This is a genomic window from Amycolatopsis sp. NPDC051071 (genome assembly GCF_040682875.1).
Lineage (GTDB): Bacteria > Actinomycetota > Actinomycetes > Mycobacteriales > Pseudonocardiaceae > Amycolatopsis.
On the sequence record NZ_JBFBBY010000104.1, the window covers coordinates 15,352 to 28,803 of the forward strand.

The window sequence follows — 13,452 nt, forward strand, 5'->3', positions numbered from 1 at the left end:
CGTTTGACGCCGTGCTCGCCCGGGTAGGGGACGACCATGGCCGCTCCCGTACTGCTCGCGCTGGGATCCGCCCTTTCGTATGGATTCGTCGACTTCGCCGGCGGGATGCTGGCGCGGCGAGCGGTCTTCACCGCCGTCGCGTTCGCGTGCCAGGCGGGCGGCTTCGTGTTCATGATCGGTGTGGTCCTGATACTGCCGTCCGCGTCCCCGTCCATGGCGGATCTCTGGTGGGGCGCCGCGTCCGGTGTCGGAACCGGTGTCGGAATGGTCTTCCTGTACCGGGGGATGGTGCGCGGTGCGATGAGCGTCGTGGTGCCTGTCAGCGCTGTCGGAAGCGTGACGTTGCCGGTGCTCGCCGGGGTGCTGCTGTTCGGTGAGCGTCCCTCGGCGGTGGCCTGGGGCGGGATCGCGGTGGCGATCTCGGCGCTGTGGGCGGTTTCGCGCTCCGGACCTGGCGAAGGCACTGGCCCGACGCCGCACACCCGCGACGCGCTGATCGCCAGTTGCGGCTTCGCCGTCCAATACCTCGCGCTCGCCCAAGCGGCGCCGGAAGCCGGGCTCTGGCCGGTCGTCGCGAGCAGATTCGCCGCGACGCTGACGGTCCTGCCGATGGCGTTGACGACGGGGAACGGCGTCCGGCTGTCGCCGAGGCATACCGTCTACGCGGTGCTGATCGGCTCTCTCGCGGCGCTCTCTCTGCTGTTGTACATGCTTGCCACGCAACGGGGACTGACCGCGATCGCGGTCGTGCTGTCGTCCTTCTATCCGGTCGTTCCGGTGGTACTGGGCATTGTGGCGTTGCGTGAACGGCCGTCGCGGACGCAGGCGGCCGGACTCGCCGGAGCGGCGGCGGCGGTGGTTCTGCTCGCCTTCGGCTGACTTGGACCGGGGTGTCGCGTGGGTCGCGGACGGTAGCGATGGCAGGATGTGCGCGGTCGAGTTCCGAAAGATCACCGAGGGCGGTGAGCGCGTGCCGAACCCACCCGGACCACAGCGGCTCACGTTGCCGCCGACCGTCGTCGCCTCCCACCTCGAGAGCTGCGCCGGCGAACTGGCCACCTCGCTGACCGCGTCCGGCACCGCCGCGACCGTGCCCGAACTCCTCCAGGTGGTCGAACACCTCATCGCGGGCCAGCACGCTTTGGCCGTCGCGCTGGAAGGCCTCGCCGTCCGGGTCGGCGGGGCCGGTGACGGTGCGTTGGCCGCCGCTCCGGAAGTCGACGTCGGCGTCGTCACGGAAGTACTCCGAGCGGCCGCCACCGCTGTCGGCTGTTCGGCCGAAGCACTCGCCGAATCACTTCCGTCATTCGAATGTGTGAGCGAATCAGTCGCCCCTGACACCCGTTTGTAGCTGTCCCGCCACTTCGGCGCGTGGATACGCTGAACAGGCGGAGGTGGGTCATGCGGGCGGTGTGGAAAGGCACGATCGGTTTCGGTACCTACGCCATTCCGGTGAAGGCGTACAGCGCGACCGAAGAGCACAACATCCCCCTCCACCAGGTGCATGAGCCGGACGGCGGCCGGGTGCGGGTGAAGTGGGTCTGCGAGGTCGACGGCGCCGAGGTGCCTGCCGCCGAGATCGCCAAGGGACATCCGGTCCCGGGCGGCGACGTCGTCCTGCTGACCGGCGGTGACTTCGCGTCGCTGCTCGCGCCGACCACCCAGTCGATGGACGTCGTCGGCTTCACTCCGGCCGAGCAGGTCGACTCGATGTACTTCGCGCGCAGCTACTTCCTCGAACCGGAACCGTCGGGCACCAAGCCGTACGTGCTCCTGAGCGAGGCACTGCAGCAGTCCGGGCGGATCGCGATCGTGAAGGTGACACTGCGGCAGCGGGAGACACTGGCCGCGCTGCGTGTGCGAGACCAGGTGCTCATCCTCGAAACGATGCTCTGGCCCGACGAGATCCGGCGGCCCGACTTCCCGTTCCTGCACGAGGACGTCGACCTGCGGCGCGGGGAACTGCGGAACGCGGTCTCGCTGATCGAAGACCTCACACAGGACTTCGAGCCTTCGCGGTACACCGATCACTACCGGGACGCGCTGGAAGCACTCATCCAGGCGAAGATCGACGGTGACGAGGTCCTCCAGCCGACCGCCGCCGAGCAGGCCGAAGGCGTGACGCGGCTGCTGGCGGCGTTGCAGCAGAGCGCCGTCGAGGCCGACGATGCCGCCGTCACTCGTGCGAAGGCCGCCACCGGTAAGGCGCGAGAGGCGCGTACGCGGGCGAAGAAGGCTTCGGCCAAGCCCCGTGCGAAGACCAGTTGAGTAGTCCTACTCAGGGATAGTTGAGGGTCTTCACGCTGCCGTGACCCCACGGTGACCGGGCAAGGTTATCCCATCGCGCGGAGAGAGCGCGGGAGGAGAATCGCCTGGTACTGGGGGTCCGGCGAGCCGACATCCCGCGAAGCTCGCCAAGTGCTTACGGTCGGCTCGCGGGGAGGCGAGTCTTCCGTAGGGGCTCCGATACCGGCTTGCGAGGGGCGGCCGGTCTCGGAGCCGGTGTTTTTTGCGCTAAGAAGTACGGCTATGGACGAGGCCTGGACGGCATGCGAGCTCGAAGACTGCCGGGGCGTGCGCATCGAGGACTTCGACCGCTGCCTCGACCATCTCGAACCCGCGCGGCAGGACGAGTACTTCGCCGGTCTCTCGCTCGGCGCGGAAGTCGACCTCCGGGGGACCGAACTCTCGCGGACCCTGGTCGAGCGGCTCGTTGACGCGGTGGGGAGCATCGACGGCCGCCGCGCGGAGTTCGGCCGCGCGGAGTTCGCCGGGACGATATTCCGTGAATTCGCGGACTTCGGGGGCGTGACCTTCTTCGATGGGAATTTCGAAGGTGCCGGTTTCGAGGACGGCGTCAACTTCGGCAAAGCGGATTTCCGTGGTATTGCTTCGTTCCTCGGCAGCCGGTTCGAAGGACGGGCGACGTTCGAGAGCGTCATTTTCGAGGAGATCACCTTCGAGGGCGCGAACTTCGCGGGCGAAACCAGGTTCGACCGGGCGACGTTCAAGGGTGGCGACTTCACGAACACGCGGTTCGACGGGCGCGTCTCCTTCGAGAAGGTGAAGTTCGAGGGTGACGTGTCGTTTTCCCAAGGGTTCCCGGATGACGTTTCATTCGACGAAGCGGAGTTCGCGGGCGAAGCCGGTTTCGGCCTGGTGCGTTTCGACGGCCGCTCCACGTTCGTCAAGGCCAAATTCGCCGCGGCCGCGACGTTCGGCGGTGCCACGTTCGATGACTACGCGTGGTTCGACGATGCGCGATTCGACGGAGAAGCGACGTTCGAGAACGTGAGGTTCTCCTCGGAAGTCAGTTTCGAGGGAGCCGTCTTCACCGTGGCCGAGCGCTTCGGGCCCGTCACCGCCGGAAGGCTGATCTTCGGGCGGGCGACCTTCCGCAGACGGATGCTCATCGACGCCGGATCGCCGGTGGTGGACTGTACGCATACGAGGTTCGAGGAAGGGGTCACGCTCAGCTTGGGGCGGTACTCGTCGGCGGATTTGGCGCGGACGATCTTCGGCAAGGCTTCGACGGTCATCGGGGCTTCCGTGGCGTCCGTCGGGGGAACGGATGTCGCCGATCTCGTGTTCACCGACGTCGGCCTGGTGGACTGCCGTTTCGCCGGTGCGCACCATCTCGACAAGCTGCGGCTGGAAGGTGACTGCAGGTTCGGCACGGACCGGAAACGCCAGATGCTCGCCGAGGAACGAGCCTGGCGCGCCGACCGGGACGCGCCGGTCGGCCCCCGCCGCATCGGCGACCTCTACCGCCAGCTCCGCAAGGCACAGGAAGACAGCAAGAACGAACCCGGCGCCGCCGACTTCTACTACGGCGAGATGGAGATGCGCCGCCACAGCAAGGCGACGCCGTGGTCCGAGCGGGTCATCCTCCATCTCTACTGGCTCGTCTCCGGCTACGGCCTTCGCGCCCTTAGAGCCCTCGCGACCTTCGCCGTCCTCGTCGCGGTGGTCACCGTCGCCTTCACCGCAGCGGGCTTCAAGGGCAGCGCAGCCTTCGGAGACACCCTCATCTATGTCGCCCAGAGCACTGTTTCGCTGGAAACGAAACTCACCTCGCTCCCGAAGGAGTTGACGCCCTTCGGCGAGGTCATGCGGCTGGTCATGCGCGTTCTCGGGCCGTTGCTGCTGGGCCTGGCGCTGCTGGCCGTCCGCAACCGCGTCAAACGCTGACTTCGAACACCGACTACCCTGGAAAGCCGCCGGTCCGTACCGGCTCGCCACAACGACCCAGCTGGAGCGTGCACACCCGTGTTCGACACCCTCTCCGATCGGCTCACGTCCGCCCTGCAGACCCTGTCGCGCAAGGGCAGGCTCTCCGACGCCGACATCGACGCCACCGCGCGCGAGATCCGTATCGCGCTGCTCGAAGCGGACGTCGCGCTCGCCGTGGTCAAGGACTTCATCGCCAGGATCAAGGAGCGCGCCAAGGGCGCCGAGGTGCACGGCGCGCTGAACCCGGCGCAGCAGGTCATCAAGATCGTCAACGAGGAACTCGTCACCATCCTCGGCGGCGAGACCAGGCGGCTCACCTTCGCGAAGAACCCGCCGACGGTCATCATGCTCGCGGGTCTGCAGGGTGCCGGTAAGACCACACTCGCGGGCAAGCTCGCGATGTGGCTGAAGAAGCAGGGCCACGCGCCGATGCTGGTCGCCTGTGACCTCCAGCGTCCCAACGCCGTCACGCAGCTGCAGGTCGTCGGTGAGCGGGCCGGGGTCGCGGTCTTCGCTCCCGAGCCCGGTAACGGCGTCGGTGACCCGGTCGACGTCGCCCGCCGTGCGATCGACGAGGCCAAACGCGCCCAGCACGACATCGTCGTTGTCGACACCGCCGGCCGCCTCGGCGTCGACGAAGAGCTGATGAAGCAGGCCGCGGACATCCGCGACGCCGTTTCCCCGGACGAGACACTGTTCGTCGTCGACGCGATGATCGGTCAGGACGCGGTCACCACGGCCGAGGCGTTCCGCGACGGCGTCGGCTTCAGCGGTGTCGTGCTCACGAAGCTCGACGGTGACGCCCGCGGTGGTGCCGCGCTGTCGGTCCGCCAGGTCACCGGTCAGCCGATCCTGTTCGCTTCGAACGGTGAGAAGCTCGAGGACTTCGACCTCTTCCACCCGGACCGGATGGCCAGCCGGATCCTCGGCATGGGCGACATGCTCAGCCTCATCGAGCAGGCCGAGCAGCATTTCGACCAGGAGAAGGCCGAGCAGACAGCCGCGAAACTCGGCAGCGGCCAGCTCACCCTGGAGGACTTCCTCGAGCAGATGCTCGCGGTCCGCAAGATGGGCCCGATCGGCAACCTGCTCGGCATGCTGCCCGGAGCCGGGCAGATGAAGGATCAGCTCGCGCAGGTCGACGACAAGCAGCTCGACAAACTGCAGGCGATCATCCGCGGGATGACCCCGGCCGAGCGGGACGACCCGAAGATCATCAACGCCTCGCGTCGGATCCGGATCTCGAAGGGCTCGGGCGTCGCCATCCGCGACGTCAACGAACTGGTCAACCGGTTCTTCGAGGCACGCAAGATGATGGCGCAGATGGCTGGCCGCTTCGGCTTCGGCGGCGCGGGTGGCGGCAGCAAGAACCGCAAGGGCAAGAAGGGGAAGAAGGGCAAGGGGCGCGGCCCCACGCAGCCCAAGGTCCGCGGTGGCTTCCCCGGCGGCATGCCGATGCTGCCCCCGGGCGGAATGCCCGGCGGACAGGGTGGGCCAGGCGGGATGCCGGACCTCTCCCAGCTCGGCGGGATGAACGACGTACCCGGGTTCGACCCGAAGAAGTTCAAGTTCCCGAAGGAAAAGTAGCCATGGGGGCGCTGCGTCTGGCGGGGGTCGTCCTGCCGGACGGTGAGCACCGCGAGCTGTGGATCACCGGCGGCCGGATCAGCACCGAACCGGTCGCCGGAGCGGAAACCGTTGTCCGGGAAGGCTTTCTCGTACCCGGGCTGGTCGACGCGCATTGTCATCCCGGGATCGGGGCCGGCGGCGCGACCACCCTCGAAGAGGCCACCGAGCAGGCGATCACCGACCGCGACGCCGGGACGCTGCTGATCCGCGACTGCGGGCTGCCGATCGACGTCCGGCCACTGCAGGCACGCGCCGATCTGCCGCGCATCATCCGGGCCGGACGGCATCTCGCGCTGCGCAAGCGCTACATCCCCGGGCTCGGCATCGAACTCGAAGACCCTTCCGAGCTGCCGAAGGCGGTCGCCGAGCAGGCCCGCGACGGCGACGGCTGGGTCAAGCTCGTCGGTGACTGGATCGACCGCGGCGCCGGGGATCTCGCGCCGCTGTGGCCGGACGACGTGCTCGCCGAGGCCGTCGCGGTCGCGCACGCCGAGGGCGCCAAGGTGACCGCGCACGTCTTCGGGCAGGCCGCGCTGCCCGGGTTGATCGACGCCGGCATCGACTGCCTCGAACACGGCACGGAACTCCTCCCCGACCAGCTGGGCGTGCTCGCCGACCGCGGGATCGCGCTCGTGCCGACCCTGATCAACATCGAGAACTTCCCCGGGATCGCCGACAAGGCAGGCAAATACCCCCGGTACGCCGACCACATGCGGGCCCTGCACGCCGGTGTCGGCGAGATGGTCTCGACGGCGATCGAGGCGGGCGTCCCGGTGTACGCGGGGAGCGACGCGGGCGGCATGGTCGAGCACGGCAGGCTCGTCGACGAGATCGAGGCCCTGCACAAGGCGGGGATGTCCGCCGAGCAGGCGCTGGCGTCGGCTTCCTGGGCGGCGCGCGAGTGGCTGGGCGTGCCGGGGATCGTCGACGGCGCTTCCGCCGACCTGCTGGTGTACCCGGTGGATCCGCGGGAAGACCTCGCCGCGTTGCGGCATCCGAGCCACCTCGTCCTTCGCGGCGAGGTTTTCGCCTGACCCGCCGCCGACCGTGACCGGAGTGGCACTTAGCGTGGAGGCGTGGTGGACGACGGGCAGGCCCGTGAGCGACTCGTGCTCGGAGCGCACTGGGGATTCGTAGCGTTCTTCGCGGGCATCGCCGGGTACCACCTCGTCACGCTCGTCATGAGCTTCGCGATGTCGGGCCGCTTCGGCGGTTACGACCCGCTGGAACTCCGTGACGTCGGCCCGCTGCTGATCCTCGCGTTCCTCCCGACCCTGGTGCTCGGTCTCGGCCCCGTGGCCGGTTCCCGGGTCTGGGGCCAGGGCCTCCGGGCGGACTTCGGTCTCCGTCCCACCTGGCGCGACGTCCGGATCGGGCTCGCCTGCGGGGCGGCCGCGCTCGGAGCGGGCTATCTCCTCAACCTGCTCCTGCTGGCCGTCTACGGGACCGACAGCGCCGACAGGTCCATCGACGACTTCTCGCCAAGCCCGATCACCGAACTGTCGGGGACCGCCGAGGGGGACACCGTCTGGCTGGTGGTGGCCGCGGCCATCGTCGTCTTCGCCGCCCCGGTCACCGAGGAACTGCTGTTCCGCGGCACGCTCTGGAACGCGATGGGCTACCACCGCCTGCCCTCATGGGTGATCCTGCTGGTGACCGCGCTGGTGTTCGCCCAGCTGCACGGCGAGGCCGCGCGCACGATCGCGTTGTTCGGCCAGGGGATCGCCATCGGGCTGGCGCGCTATCTTTCCGGCCGGGTGAGCGCGGCCGTGATCGCGCACGCGGCCAACAACCTCCCACCGGCTGTATTGCTCTTCGCGGCGAAGTGATCGCTTCTCCTGGCGGTTAGAGTCTGTGGGTAACCGAACGATCACCGGAGGGTCGGCGTGACCGTATCTCAGCCCAGGGAACCGATCCCTGAGGCCGCGCCGCCGGATGAGCTCCCGGAAGAACACACAGCCGGAGGTGAGGTGGCCGCTCCCGCCACGCCGCCGCCGCATCGCTGGGGATTCGGGGCCTTCCTGCTGGTGGAAGCCGTCCTGCTCGCGTCGGCGGCGTTCATCAGTGTCCTGCTCGGCGACGTCCAGCCCGGCCAGCCCCTGCCGATGCGCGTGGTGCTGCTGGGCACGATGGTGCCGACGATGATCGCCGCCGGGGTCGCGCTGCTGATCACCCGCCTCCGCGGCAACGGTCCGTGCACCGACCTGCGGATCGGCTGGAGCTGGGCCGACGTCAAGATCGGCCTCAAACTGGGTTTGCTCGGGCTCGGGTTCACCTCGCTCGCCGCCTATGTCTGGACACAGGTCGTCGGCGACGCGAACGCGACCTCGGCGATCAGCGCGCTCGTCGAGGACCGGCGGATGTCGGTGTCGGCGGCCGTCGTGATGTTCATCTACCTGTGGCTGGTCGGGCCGATCTGCGAGGAGATCATCTACCGGGGCCTGCTGTGGGGTGCCGTCGAACGACTGCAATGGCGTACCGAGAGGTGGGGGAGGATCGCGGCGTTCCTGGTCTCGACGGCCATCTTCGCGGCAAGCCATCTCGAACCGCTGCGCACCACGTTGCTGCTGGTGATCGCGATCCCGATCGGGCTGGCGAGGGTGTTCACCGGACGGCTGCTCGGCAGTGTGGTCGCGCACCAGGTGAACAACTTCCTCCCGGCCGTGACGATCCTGCTCGCGTCACTCGGGATAGCCGCGTTCTGACGGCCGGACGGCATCTGGCAGAATGTACGCTGCCTGCTTTGGCCGGACCCTCTCACCGCGCCCGAGCTCCGGACCTTCGGGTGTGCGTAGCCGTGTCCCCACTCGGCCTTCGTGCGCCTTCCACACGCATCAGAGAGAACTGAGGAGTACCCACACCCGTGGCCGTCAAGATCAAGCTGCAGCGTCTCGGCAAGATCCGTGCGCCGTACTACCGCATCATCGTCGCCGACGCGCGTACCCGCCGTGATGGCAAGGCCATCGAGACGATCGGTAAGTACCACCCGAAGGAAGAGCCGAGCTTCATCGAGGTCGACACCGAGCGTGCCCAGCACTGGCTGTCCGTCGGCGCCCAGCCGACCGGGCCGGTCCAGCGCATCCTCCAGATCACCGGTGACTGGCAGAAGTTCAAGGGCCTGCCGGGCGCCGAGGGCACCCTGCGCGTCGCCGAGCCGAAGCCGTCGAAGCAGGACCTGTTCAACGCCGCCCTCGCCGCCGCCGGTGACGCGCCGTCGACCGAGGCCACCACGCCGAAGAAGAAGTCAGCCCCGAAGAAGGCCGAAGCCGACAAGGCCGAGGCCGCCGAGGGTGACAAGGCCCAGGCGTGAGCTTCCTCGCTGACTCCCTCGAGCACCTGGTGCGCGGGATCGTCGACAACCCGGACGAGGTCCGGGTCGAGCTGCTGACCACACGTCGTGGCCGCACGCTCGAGGTGCATGTGCACCCCGACGATCTCGGCAAGGTGATCGGCCGGGGCGGCCGCACGGCGACCGCCCTGCGCACCGTCATGGGCGGCATTGGTGGCCGCGGCGTCCGCGTGGACGTCGTCGACACCGATCGCTGACCCCAGGACGAGAGACAGACCGAGATGGACGTCGTAGTCGGCCGTATCGCCAAGGCACACGGAATCCGCGGGGAACTCGCGGTGGACGTGCGCACGGACTCGCCGGAACAGCGGTTCGCGGTCGGTTCGGCCGTCATGACGAAGCTGCGTGACGGCAGCAGCAGGAACCTCACCATCGCAGCCGCCCGCGAACACAGCGGGCGGCTGCTGGTGCGTTTCGAAGAGGTGCTGACCAGGGACGTCGCGGAGACGCTTCGCGGCGCCCTGCTGATCGCCGACACCTCGACGCTGCCACCGACCGAAGACCCCGACGAGTTCTACGACCACGAACTCGAAGGCCTTCGGGCCGAACTCGCCGACGGCACACTCGTCGGCAAGGTGCTCGAAATCGTGCATTCGGCGGCAGGGGAGCTGCTGTCGATCGAGCACGACGGACGTGAGGTGCTCGTGCCGTTCGTGAAGGCGATCGTCCCGGCGGTCGACGTCGCGGGTGGCCGCGTGGTCCTCGACCCGCCGGAAGGCCTGCTGGACGCCTGATGCGCCTCGACGTCGTCACGATCTTCCCCGAATACCTCGACCCGCTCCGCGCCGCGCTGCTCGGACGCGCGATCGACCGCGGCCTCATCGAGGTCGGCGTCCACGACCTGCGGGACTGGACGCAAGACGTCCACCGCGCGGTCGACGACGCCCCGTACGGCGGCGGACCCGGCATGGTGATGAAACCGCAGATCTGGGGCCCCGCTCTGGACGACGTCTGCGGCGAGAACACCCGCCTCGTGGTCCCGACCCCCGCCGGGCGCCCGTTCACCCAGGCCATGGCCCACCAGTACGCCGCGGAGGAACACCTGGTGTTCGCGTGCGGCCGCTACGAGGGCATCGACCAGCGGGTGATCGACGACGCCGCACGCCGGATGCCCGTCGACGAGGTCTCGATCGGCGACTACGTACTGGTCGGCGGCGAGGCGGCGGTGCTGGTGATGGTCGAAGCCGTCGTCCGGCTCCTGCCGGGAGTACTCGGCAACGCCCGTTCCGCGGAGGAGGACTCGTTCTCCGACGGCCTCCTCGAAGGCCCCAGCTACACCCGGCCGGAGGTCTGGCGAGAGCTCCCCGTGCCGGACGTCCTGCGCTCGGGCAACCACGCGCTCATCGACCGCTGGCGCCGCGACCAGGCACTGGAACGCACCGTGCGGCGCAGGCCGGAACTCGTCGGCCGGCTGCCCGAAGGTAGCCTCGACAAGCACGATCTCAAGGTCCTCGAGCGGTTGAACGAGGACACCGGCCAGGCCGGGTCAACCACCTGAGTCCCGGTCTGCAATACTTGACAGGTTGGCGTGAGCAGACGCGCGAATTTTTACCCCGGACACTGTCCGGAGTAAAGGCCGCGAGGTCAGCCGGAACGCCATCAGCCCCCGGGTAGGTCGCAGTGCAGGCATTACTGCGCGCCCTGCTGTACGTAAGCCATACGAAGACGAGGACGGACCACCGATGAACACCCTGGACGCGCTGGACGCGCAGTCACTGCGTTCCGACATCCCGGACTTCCGACCGGGCGACACGCTCAAGGTTCACGTCCGCGTCATCGAGGGCAACCGCGAGCGTAACCAGATCTTCCAGGGCGTCGTGCTGCGTCGCCAGGGCGGCGGCATCCGCGAGACCTTCACGGTCCGCAAGGTGTCGTTCGGCATCGGCGTGGAGCGTACTTTCCCGGTGCACTCGCCGAACATCGCCGAGGTCGAGGTCTTCAAGCGCGGCGACGTCCGCCGGGCGAAGCTGTACTACCTCCGCGAGCTGCGCGGCAAGGCCGCCAAGATCAAGGAACGCCGCGAAAACCGCGAGACGACCTCCGCCAAGTAGGTAGCCACACGGTTACAGGTAGCCTGGCGTCGTGGTCGAACCCGTGTCCCAGAACACGTCCGAAGATGAGCCCGATCGCCCCGAAGAGGAGCGCCCCACCAGGGCCTCCCGCCGGGGCCGATCCGGCTCCAAGAAATTCGGCAAGGTCAACAAGAAGCGGTCGTTCTGGAAGGAACTGCCGATCCTGATCGTCGTCGCACTCGTGCTGACGATCTTGATCCAGCAGTTCCTCGCCAAGGTCTACATGATCCCCTCGGGATCGATGGAGACCACCTTGCACGGCTGCGCCGGGTGCACGGGCGACCGGATCCTGGTCGACCGGATCACGTACGACTTCACCGATCCCAGCCCGGGCGACGTGGTGGTCTTCAAGGGACCGCCCGCCTGGGCAGGCGAGATCGAGACGCCGGAGTCCAGCAACATCTTCGTCACCGGTTTTCGCGCGGTGGGGTCCCTGATCGGCTTCGCGCCGCCGGACGAACGTGACTTCGTCAAGCGGATCATCGCGGTCGGCGGTCAGACGGTGCAATGCTGCGACAACAACCGTGTGGTCGTGAACGGCAAGGCACTCGACGAGCCGTACATCCACTGGGAAGAGGGCATGGCCTCCACCCAGAAGACCTTCGACCCGATCACGGTGCCCGCCGGTTACGTCTACGTCATGGGCGACAACCGCAACAACTCCAGCGACTCCCGGTTCCAGGGTGGCGGCGGAGTGAACGGCGCCGTCCCGGTCGACAACATCATCGGCAAGGCACGCGTCATCGTGCTCCCACCCGGCCGCTGGGGTGGCGTTTCGGACCACAACCCGCAGGCGAACGCGCAGCCACTGGCGCTCGGCGCGCCGGCGTGGCAGCAGGGGCTTCCCCTTGGCGTCGGCATCGCCGCGGCGTGGCCCGTGGTCTTCCTCGGCAGGCGGATGTCGTCCGGAGTGCGCAAGGCGGTCGACCGGAGGCGGTAAGGCCTTGAGAGTTCCTGTACCGCTCATACCGGCCGAGCCACTTCGGCCGCCGCGGGCAGTGGTGCGTGGCGACCTCTTCTGGGGGTTGCAGGGTGCGCTGGACCGGCGGGGCCTCGGCCCCGTCGCCGGCGTCGACGAGGCAGGGCGCGGTGCTTGCGCCGGCCCGCTCGTCGTGGCCGCGTGCGTCCTTCGCCCCGGCGACGCCGCCCGGCTGCCCGAGCTCACCGATTCGAAGATCCTCACGGCCAAGGCCCGCGACCGCGTGTACGACCGGGTCGTCCAGCGTGCGCTCGACTATTCGGTCATCGTCATCCCGGCCGCCGAGGTCGACCTGCTGGGCATCCACGTGATGAACCTCGAAGGGATGCGGCGCGCGGTCTCCGCACTGCGGGGTACCCCTGGCTACGTCCTCACCGACGGGTTCCGGGTGTCCGGGCTGCCCGCCCCGAGCGTGCCGGTGATCAAGGGGGACAAGGCCGTCGCCTGCGTGGCGGCGGCGTCCGTGCTGGCCAAGGTCACCAGGGACCGGATCATGGGCGACCTGCACGACGTCCACCCGCACTACGGTTTCGACGTGCACAAGGGCTACAGCACCGCCGAGCACAGCGCGGCGCTGAAGACGCACGGCCCGAGCGCGGTGCACCGCTGGTCGTACGCCAATGTCGCCACCGTGGCCGCCGCGCACGGCGCGCGACCGCCTCATCCGGTGGTGCTGACCGTCGCGGCGCTGGAAAACCCGAGCGTGCCGATACGTGCCCTCGGCCCGTACGTGGGTAACAATGAACGCTCCGCCGCTGGAGCAGCAGCAGAATCGCGAGGAGGGGCGCGGATTTCATGAGCGCAGAGGATCTCGAAAAGTACGAGACCGAGATGGAGCTCTCGCTTTACCGCGAGTATCGCGACATAGTCGGCCAGTTCTCGTACGTGGTGGAGACCGAGCGGCGGTTCTATCTGGCCAACGCCGTCGACGTGCAGGTCCGCGACGGTGGCGGTGAGGTGTACTTCGAGGTCCGCATGTCCGACGCGTGGGTCTGGGACATGTACCGGCCCGCCAGGTTCGTCAAGCACGTCCGGGTCATCACGTTCAAGGACGTCAACGTCGAAGAGCTGGACAAACCGGATCTCCGCCTGCCGGAGGACGGTCCGTTCTCGGGCTGAGCCCGCTCCCTGTACGCGCAGCACGCCGGTCGTGGTCTCCTCGGTGACGCCGAGGATGCCTTCGCCGAACT

16 protein-coding genes are annotated in these 13,452 nt (G+C 68.4%); all 16 read left to right on the forward strand.

Translation table 11 applies throughout. The annotated features are described in order from the left end of the window. The first annotated feature begins 36 nt into the window (after nucleotides 1-36). Nucleotides 37-879 carry an EamA family transporter gene (locus tag AB0M65_RS27985; RefSeq protein ID WP_364033723.1) on the forward strand — a complete coding sequence of 281 codons (843 nt, stop codon included), beginning with the start codon at nucleotides 37-39 and terminating at the stop codon, nucleotides 877-879. A 46-nt stretch (nucleotides 880-925) separates the two neighbouring features. Further along, a complete protein-coding gene (locus AB0M65_RS27990; RefSeq protein WP_364033726.1) occupies nucleotides 926-1,351 on the forward strand; it encodes a hypothetical protein in 426 nt (141 codons plus the stop codon). A 50-nt stretch (nucleotides 1,352-1,401) separates the two neighbouring features. Then, nucleotides 1,402-2,268 carry a Ku protein gene (locus AB0M65_RS27995; RefSeq protein ID WP_364033729.1) on the forward strand — a complete coding sequence of 289 codons (867 nt, stop codon included), beginning with the start codon at nucleotides 1,402-1,404 and terminating at the stop codon, nucleotides 2,266-2,268. A gap of 261 nt (nucleotides 2,269-2,529) precedes the next feature. Continuing rightward, nucleotides 2,530-4,191: a pentapeptide repeat-containing protein gene (locus AB0M65_RS28000; protein WP_364033732.1), complete on the forward strand. Its 1,662-nt coding sequence runs from the start codon at nucleotides 2,530-2,532 to the stop codon at nucleotides 4,189-4,191. 78 nt (nucleotides 4,192-4,269) lie between these two features. Beyond that, the gene (ffh, locus tag AB0M65_RS28005) at nucleotides 4,270-5,820 is read left to right on the forward strand and encodes a signal recognition particle protein (RefSeq protein ID WP_364033735.1); all 1,551 of its coding nucleotides are present in this window, start codon (nucleotides 4,270-4,272) and stop codon (nucleotides 5,818-5,820) included. A 2-nt stretch (nucleotides 5,821-5,822) separates the two neighbouring features. Then, the gene (locus AB0M65_RS28010; protein WP_364033738.1) at nucleotides 5,823-6,896 is read left to right on the forward strand and encodes an amidohydrolase family protein; all 1,074 of its coding nucleotides are present in this window, start codon (nucleotides 5,823-5,825) and stop codon (nucleotides 6,894-6,896) included. Nucleotides 6,897-6,941: 45 nt separating this feature from the next. Beyond that, nucleotides 6,942-7,691 (forward strand): CPBP family intramembrane glutamic endopeptidase, encoded by a 750-nt coding sequence (locus AB0M65_RS28015; protein ID WP_364033757.1) that lies wholly within the window; start codon nucleotides 6,942-6,944, stop codon nucleotides 7,689-7,691. 57 nt (nucleotides 7,692-7,748) lie between these two features. After that, entirely contained in the window at nucleotides 7,749-8,567 is an 819-nt protein-coding gene (locus AB0M65_RS28020) for a type II CAAX endopeptidase family protein (RefSeq protein WP_364033741.1), read from the forward strand. A gap of 158 nt (nucleotides 8,568-8,725) precedes the next feature. Next, on the forward strand, nucleotides 8,726-9,172 hold the full coding sequence (rpsP, locus tag AB0M65_RS28025; protein ID WP_364033744.1) for a 30S ribosomal protein S16: 447 nt from the start codon (nucleotides 8,726-8,728) through the stop codon (nucleotides 9,170-9,172). Continuing rightward, nucleotides 9,169-9,408 (forward strand): RNA-binding protein, encoded by a 240-nt coding sequence (locus tag AB0M65_RS28030; RefSeq protein WP_003103110.1) that lies wholly within the window; start codon nucleotides 9,169-9,171, stop codon nucleotides 9,406-9,408. The genes rpsP and AB0M65_RS28030 overlap by 4 nt, the downstream gene beginning before the upstream one ends. 24 nt (nucleotides 9,409-9,432) lie before the next feature. Next, nucleotides 9,433-9,945, forward strand: a complete 513-nt coding sequence (gene rimM, locus AB0M65_RS28035) for a ribosome maturation factor RimM (RefSeq protein WP_364033747.1) — start codon at nucleotides 9,433-9,435, stop codon at nucleotides 9,943-9,945. Next, nucleotides 9,945-10,709 carry a tRNA (guanosine(37)-N1)-methyltransferase TrmD gene (trmD, locus tag AB0M65_RS28040; protein ID WP_364033750.1) on the forward strand — a complete coding sequence of 255 codons (765 nt, stop codon included), beginning with the start codon at nucleotides 9,945-9,947 and terminating at the stop codon, nucleotides 10,707-10,709. Before rimM ends, trmD begins: the two co-directional genes overlap by 1 nt. Before the next feature lie 184 nt (nucleotides 10,710-10,893). After that, nucleotides 10,894-11,262: a 50S ribosomal protein L19 gene (gene rplS / locus AB0M65_RS28045; protein ID WP_005154717.1), complete on the forward strand. Its 369-nt coding sequence runs from the start codon at nucleotides 10,894-10,896 to the stop codon at nucleotides 11,260-11,262. Between the two features lie 31 nt (nucleotides 11,263-11,293). After that, on the forward strand, nucleotides 11,294-12,223 hold the full coding sequence (gene lepB, locus AB0M65_RS28050; protein WP_364033754.1) for a signal peptidase I: 930 nt from the start codon (nucleotides 11,294-11,296) through the stop codon (nucleotides 12,221-12,223). A gap of 58 nt (nucleotides 12,224-12,281) precedes the next feature. After that, a complete protein-coding gene (locus AB0M65_RS28055; RefSeq protein ID WP_364033760.1) occupies nucleotides 12,282-13,061 on the forward strand; it encodes a ribonuclease HII in 780 nt (259 codons plus the stop codon). Next, the gene (locus AB0M65_RS28060; protein WP_003096226.1) at nucleotides 13,058-13,381 is read left to right on the forward strand and encodes a DUF2469 domain-containing protein; all 324 of its coding nucleotides are present in this window, start codon (nucleotides 13,058-13,060) and stop codon (nucleotides 13,379-13,381) included. Before AB0M65_RS28055 ends, AB0M65_RS28060 begins: the two co-directional genes overlap by 4 nt. Nucleotides 13,382-13,452 lie beyond the last annotated feature (71 nt).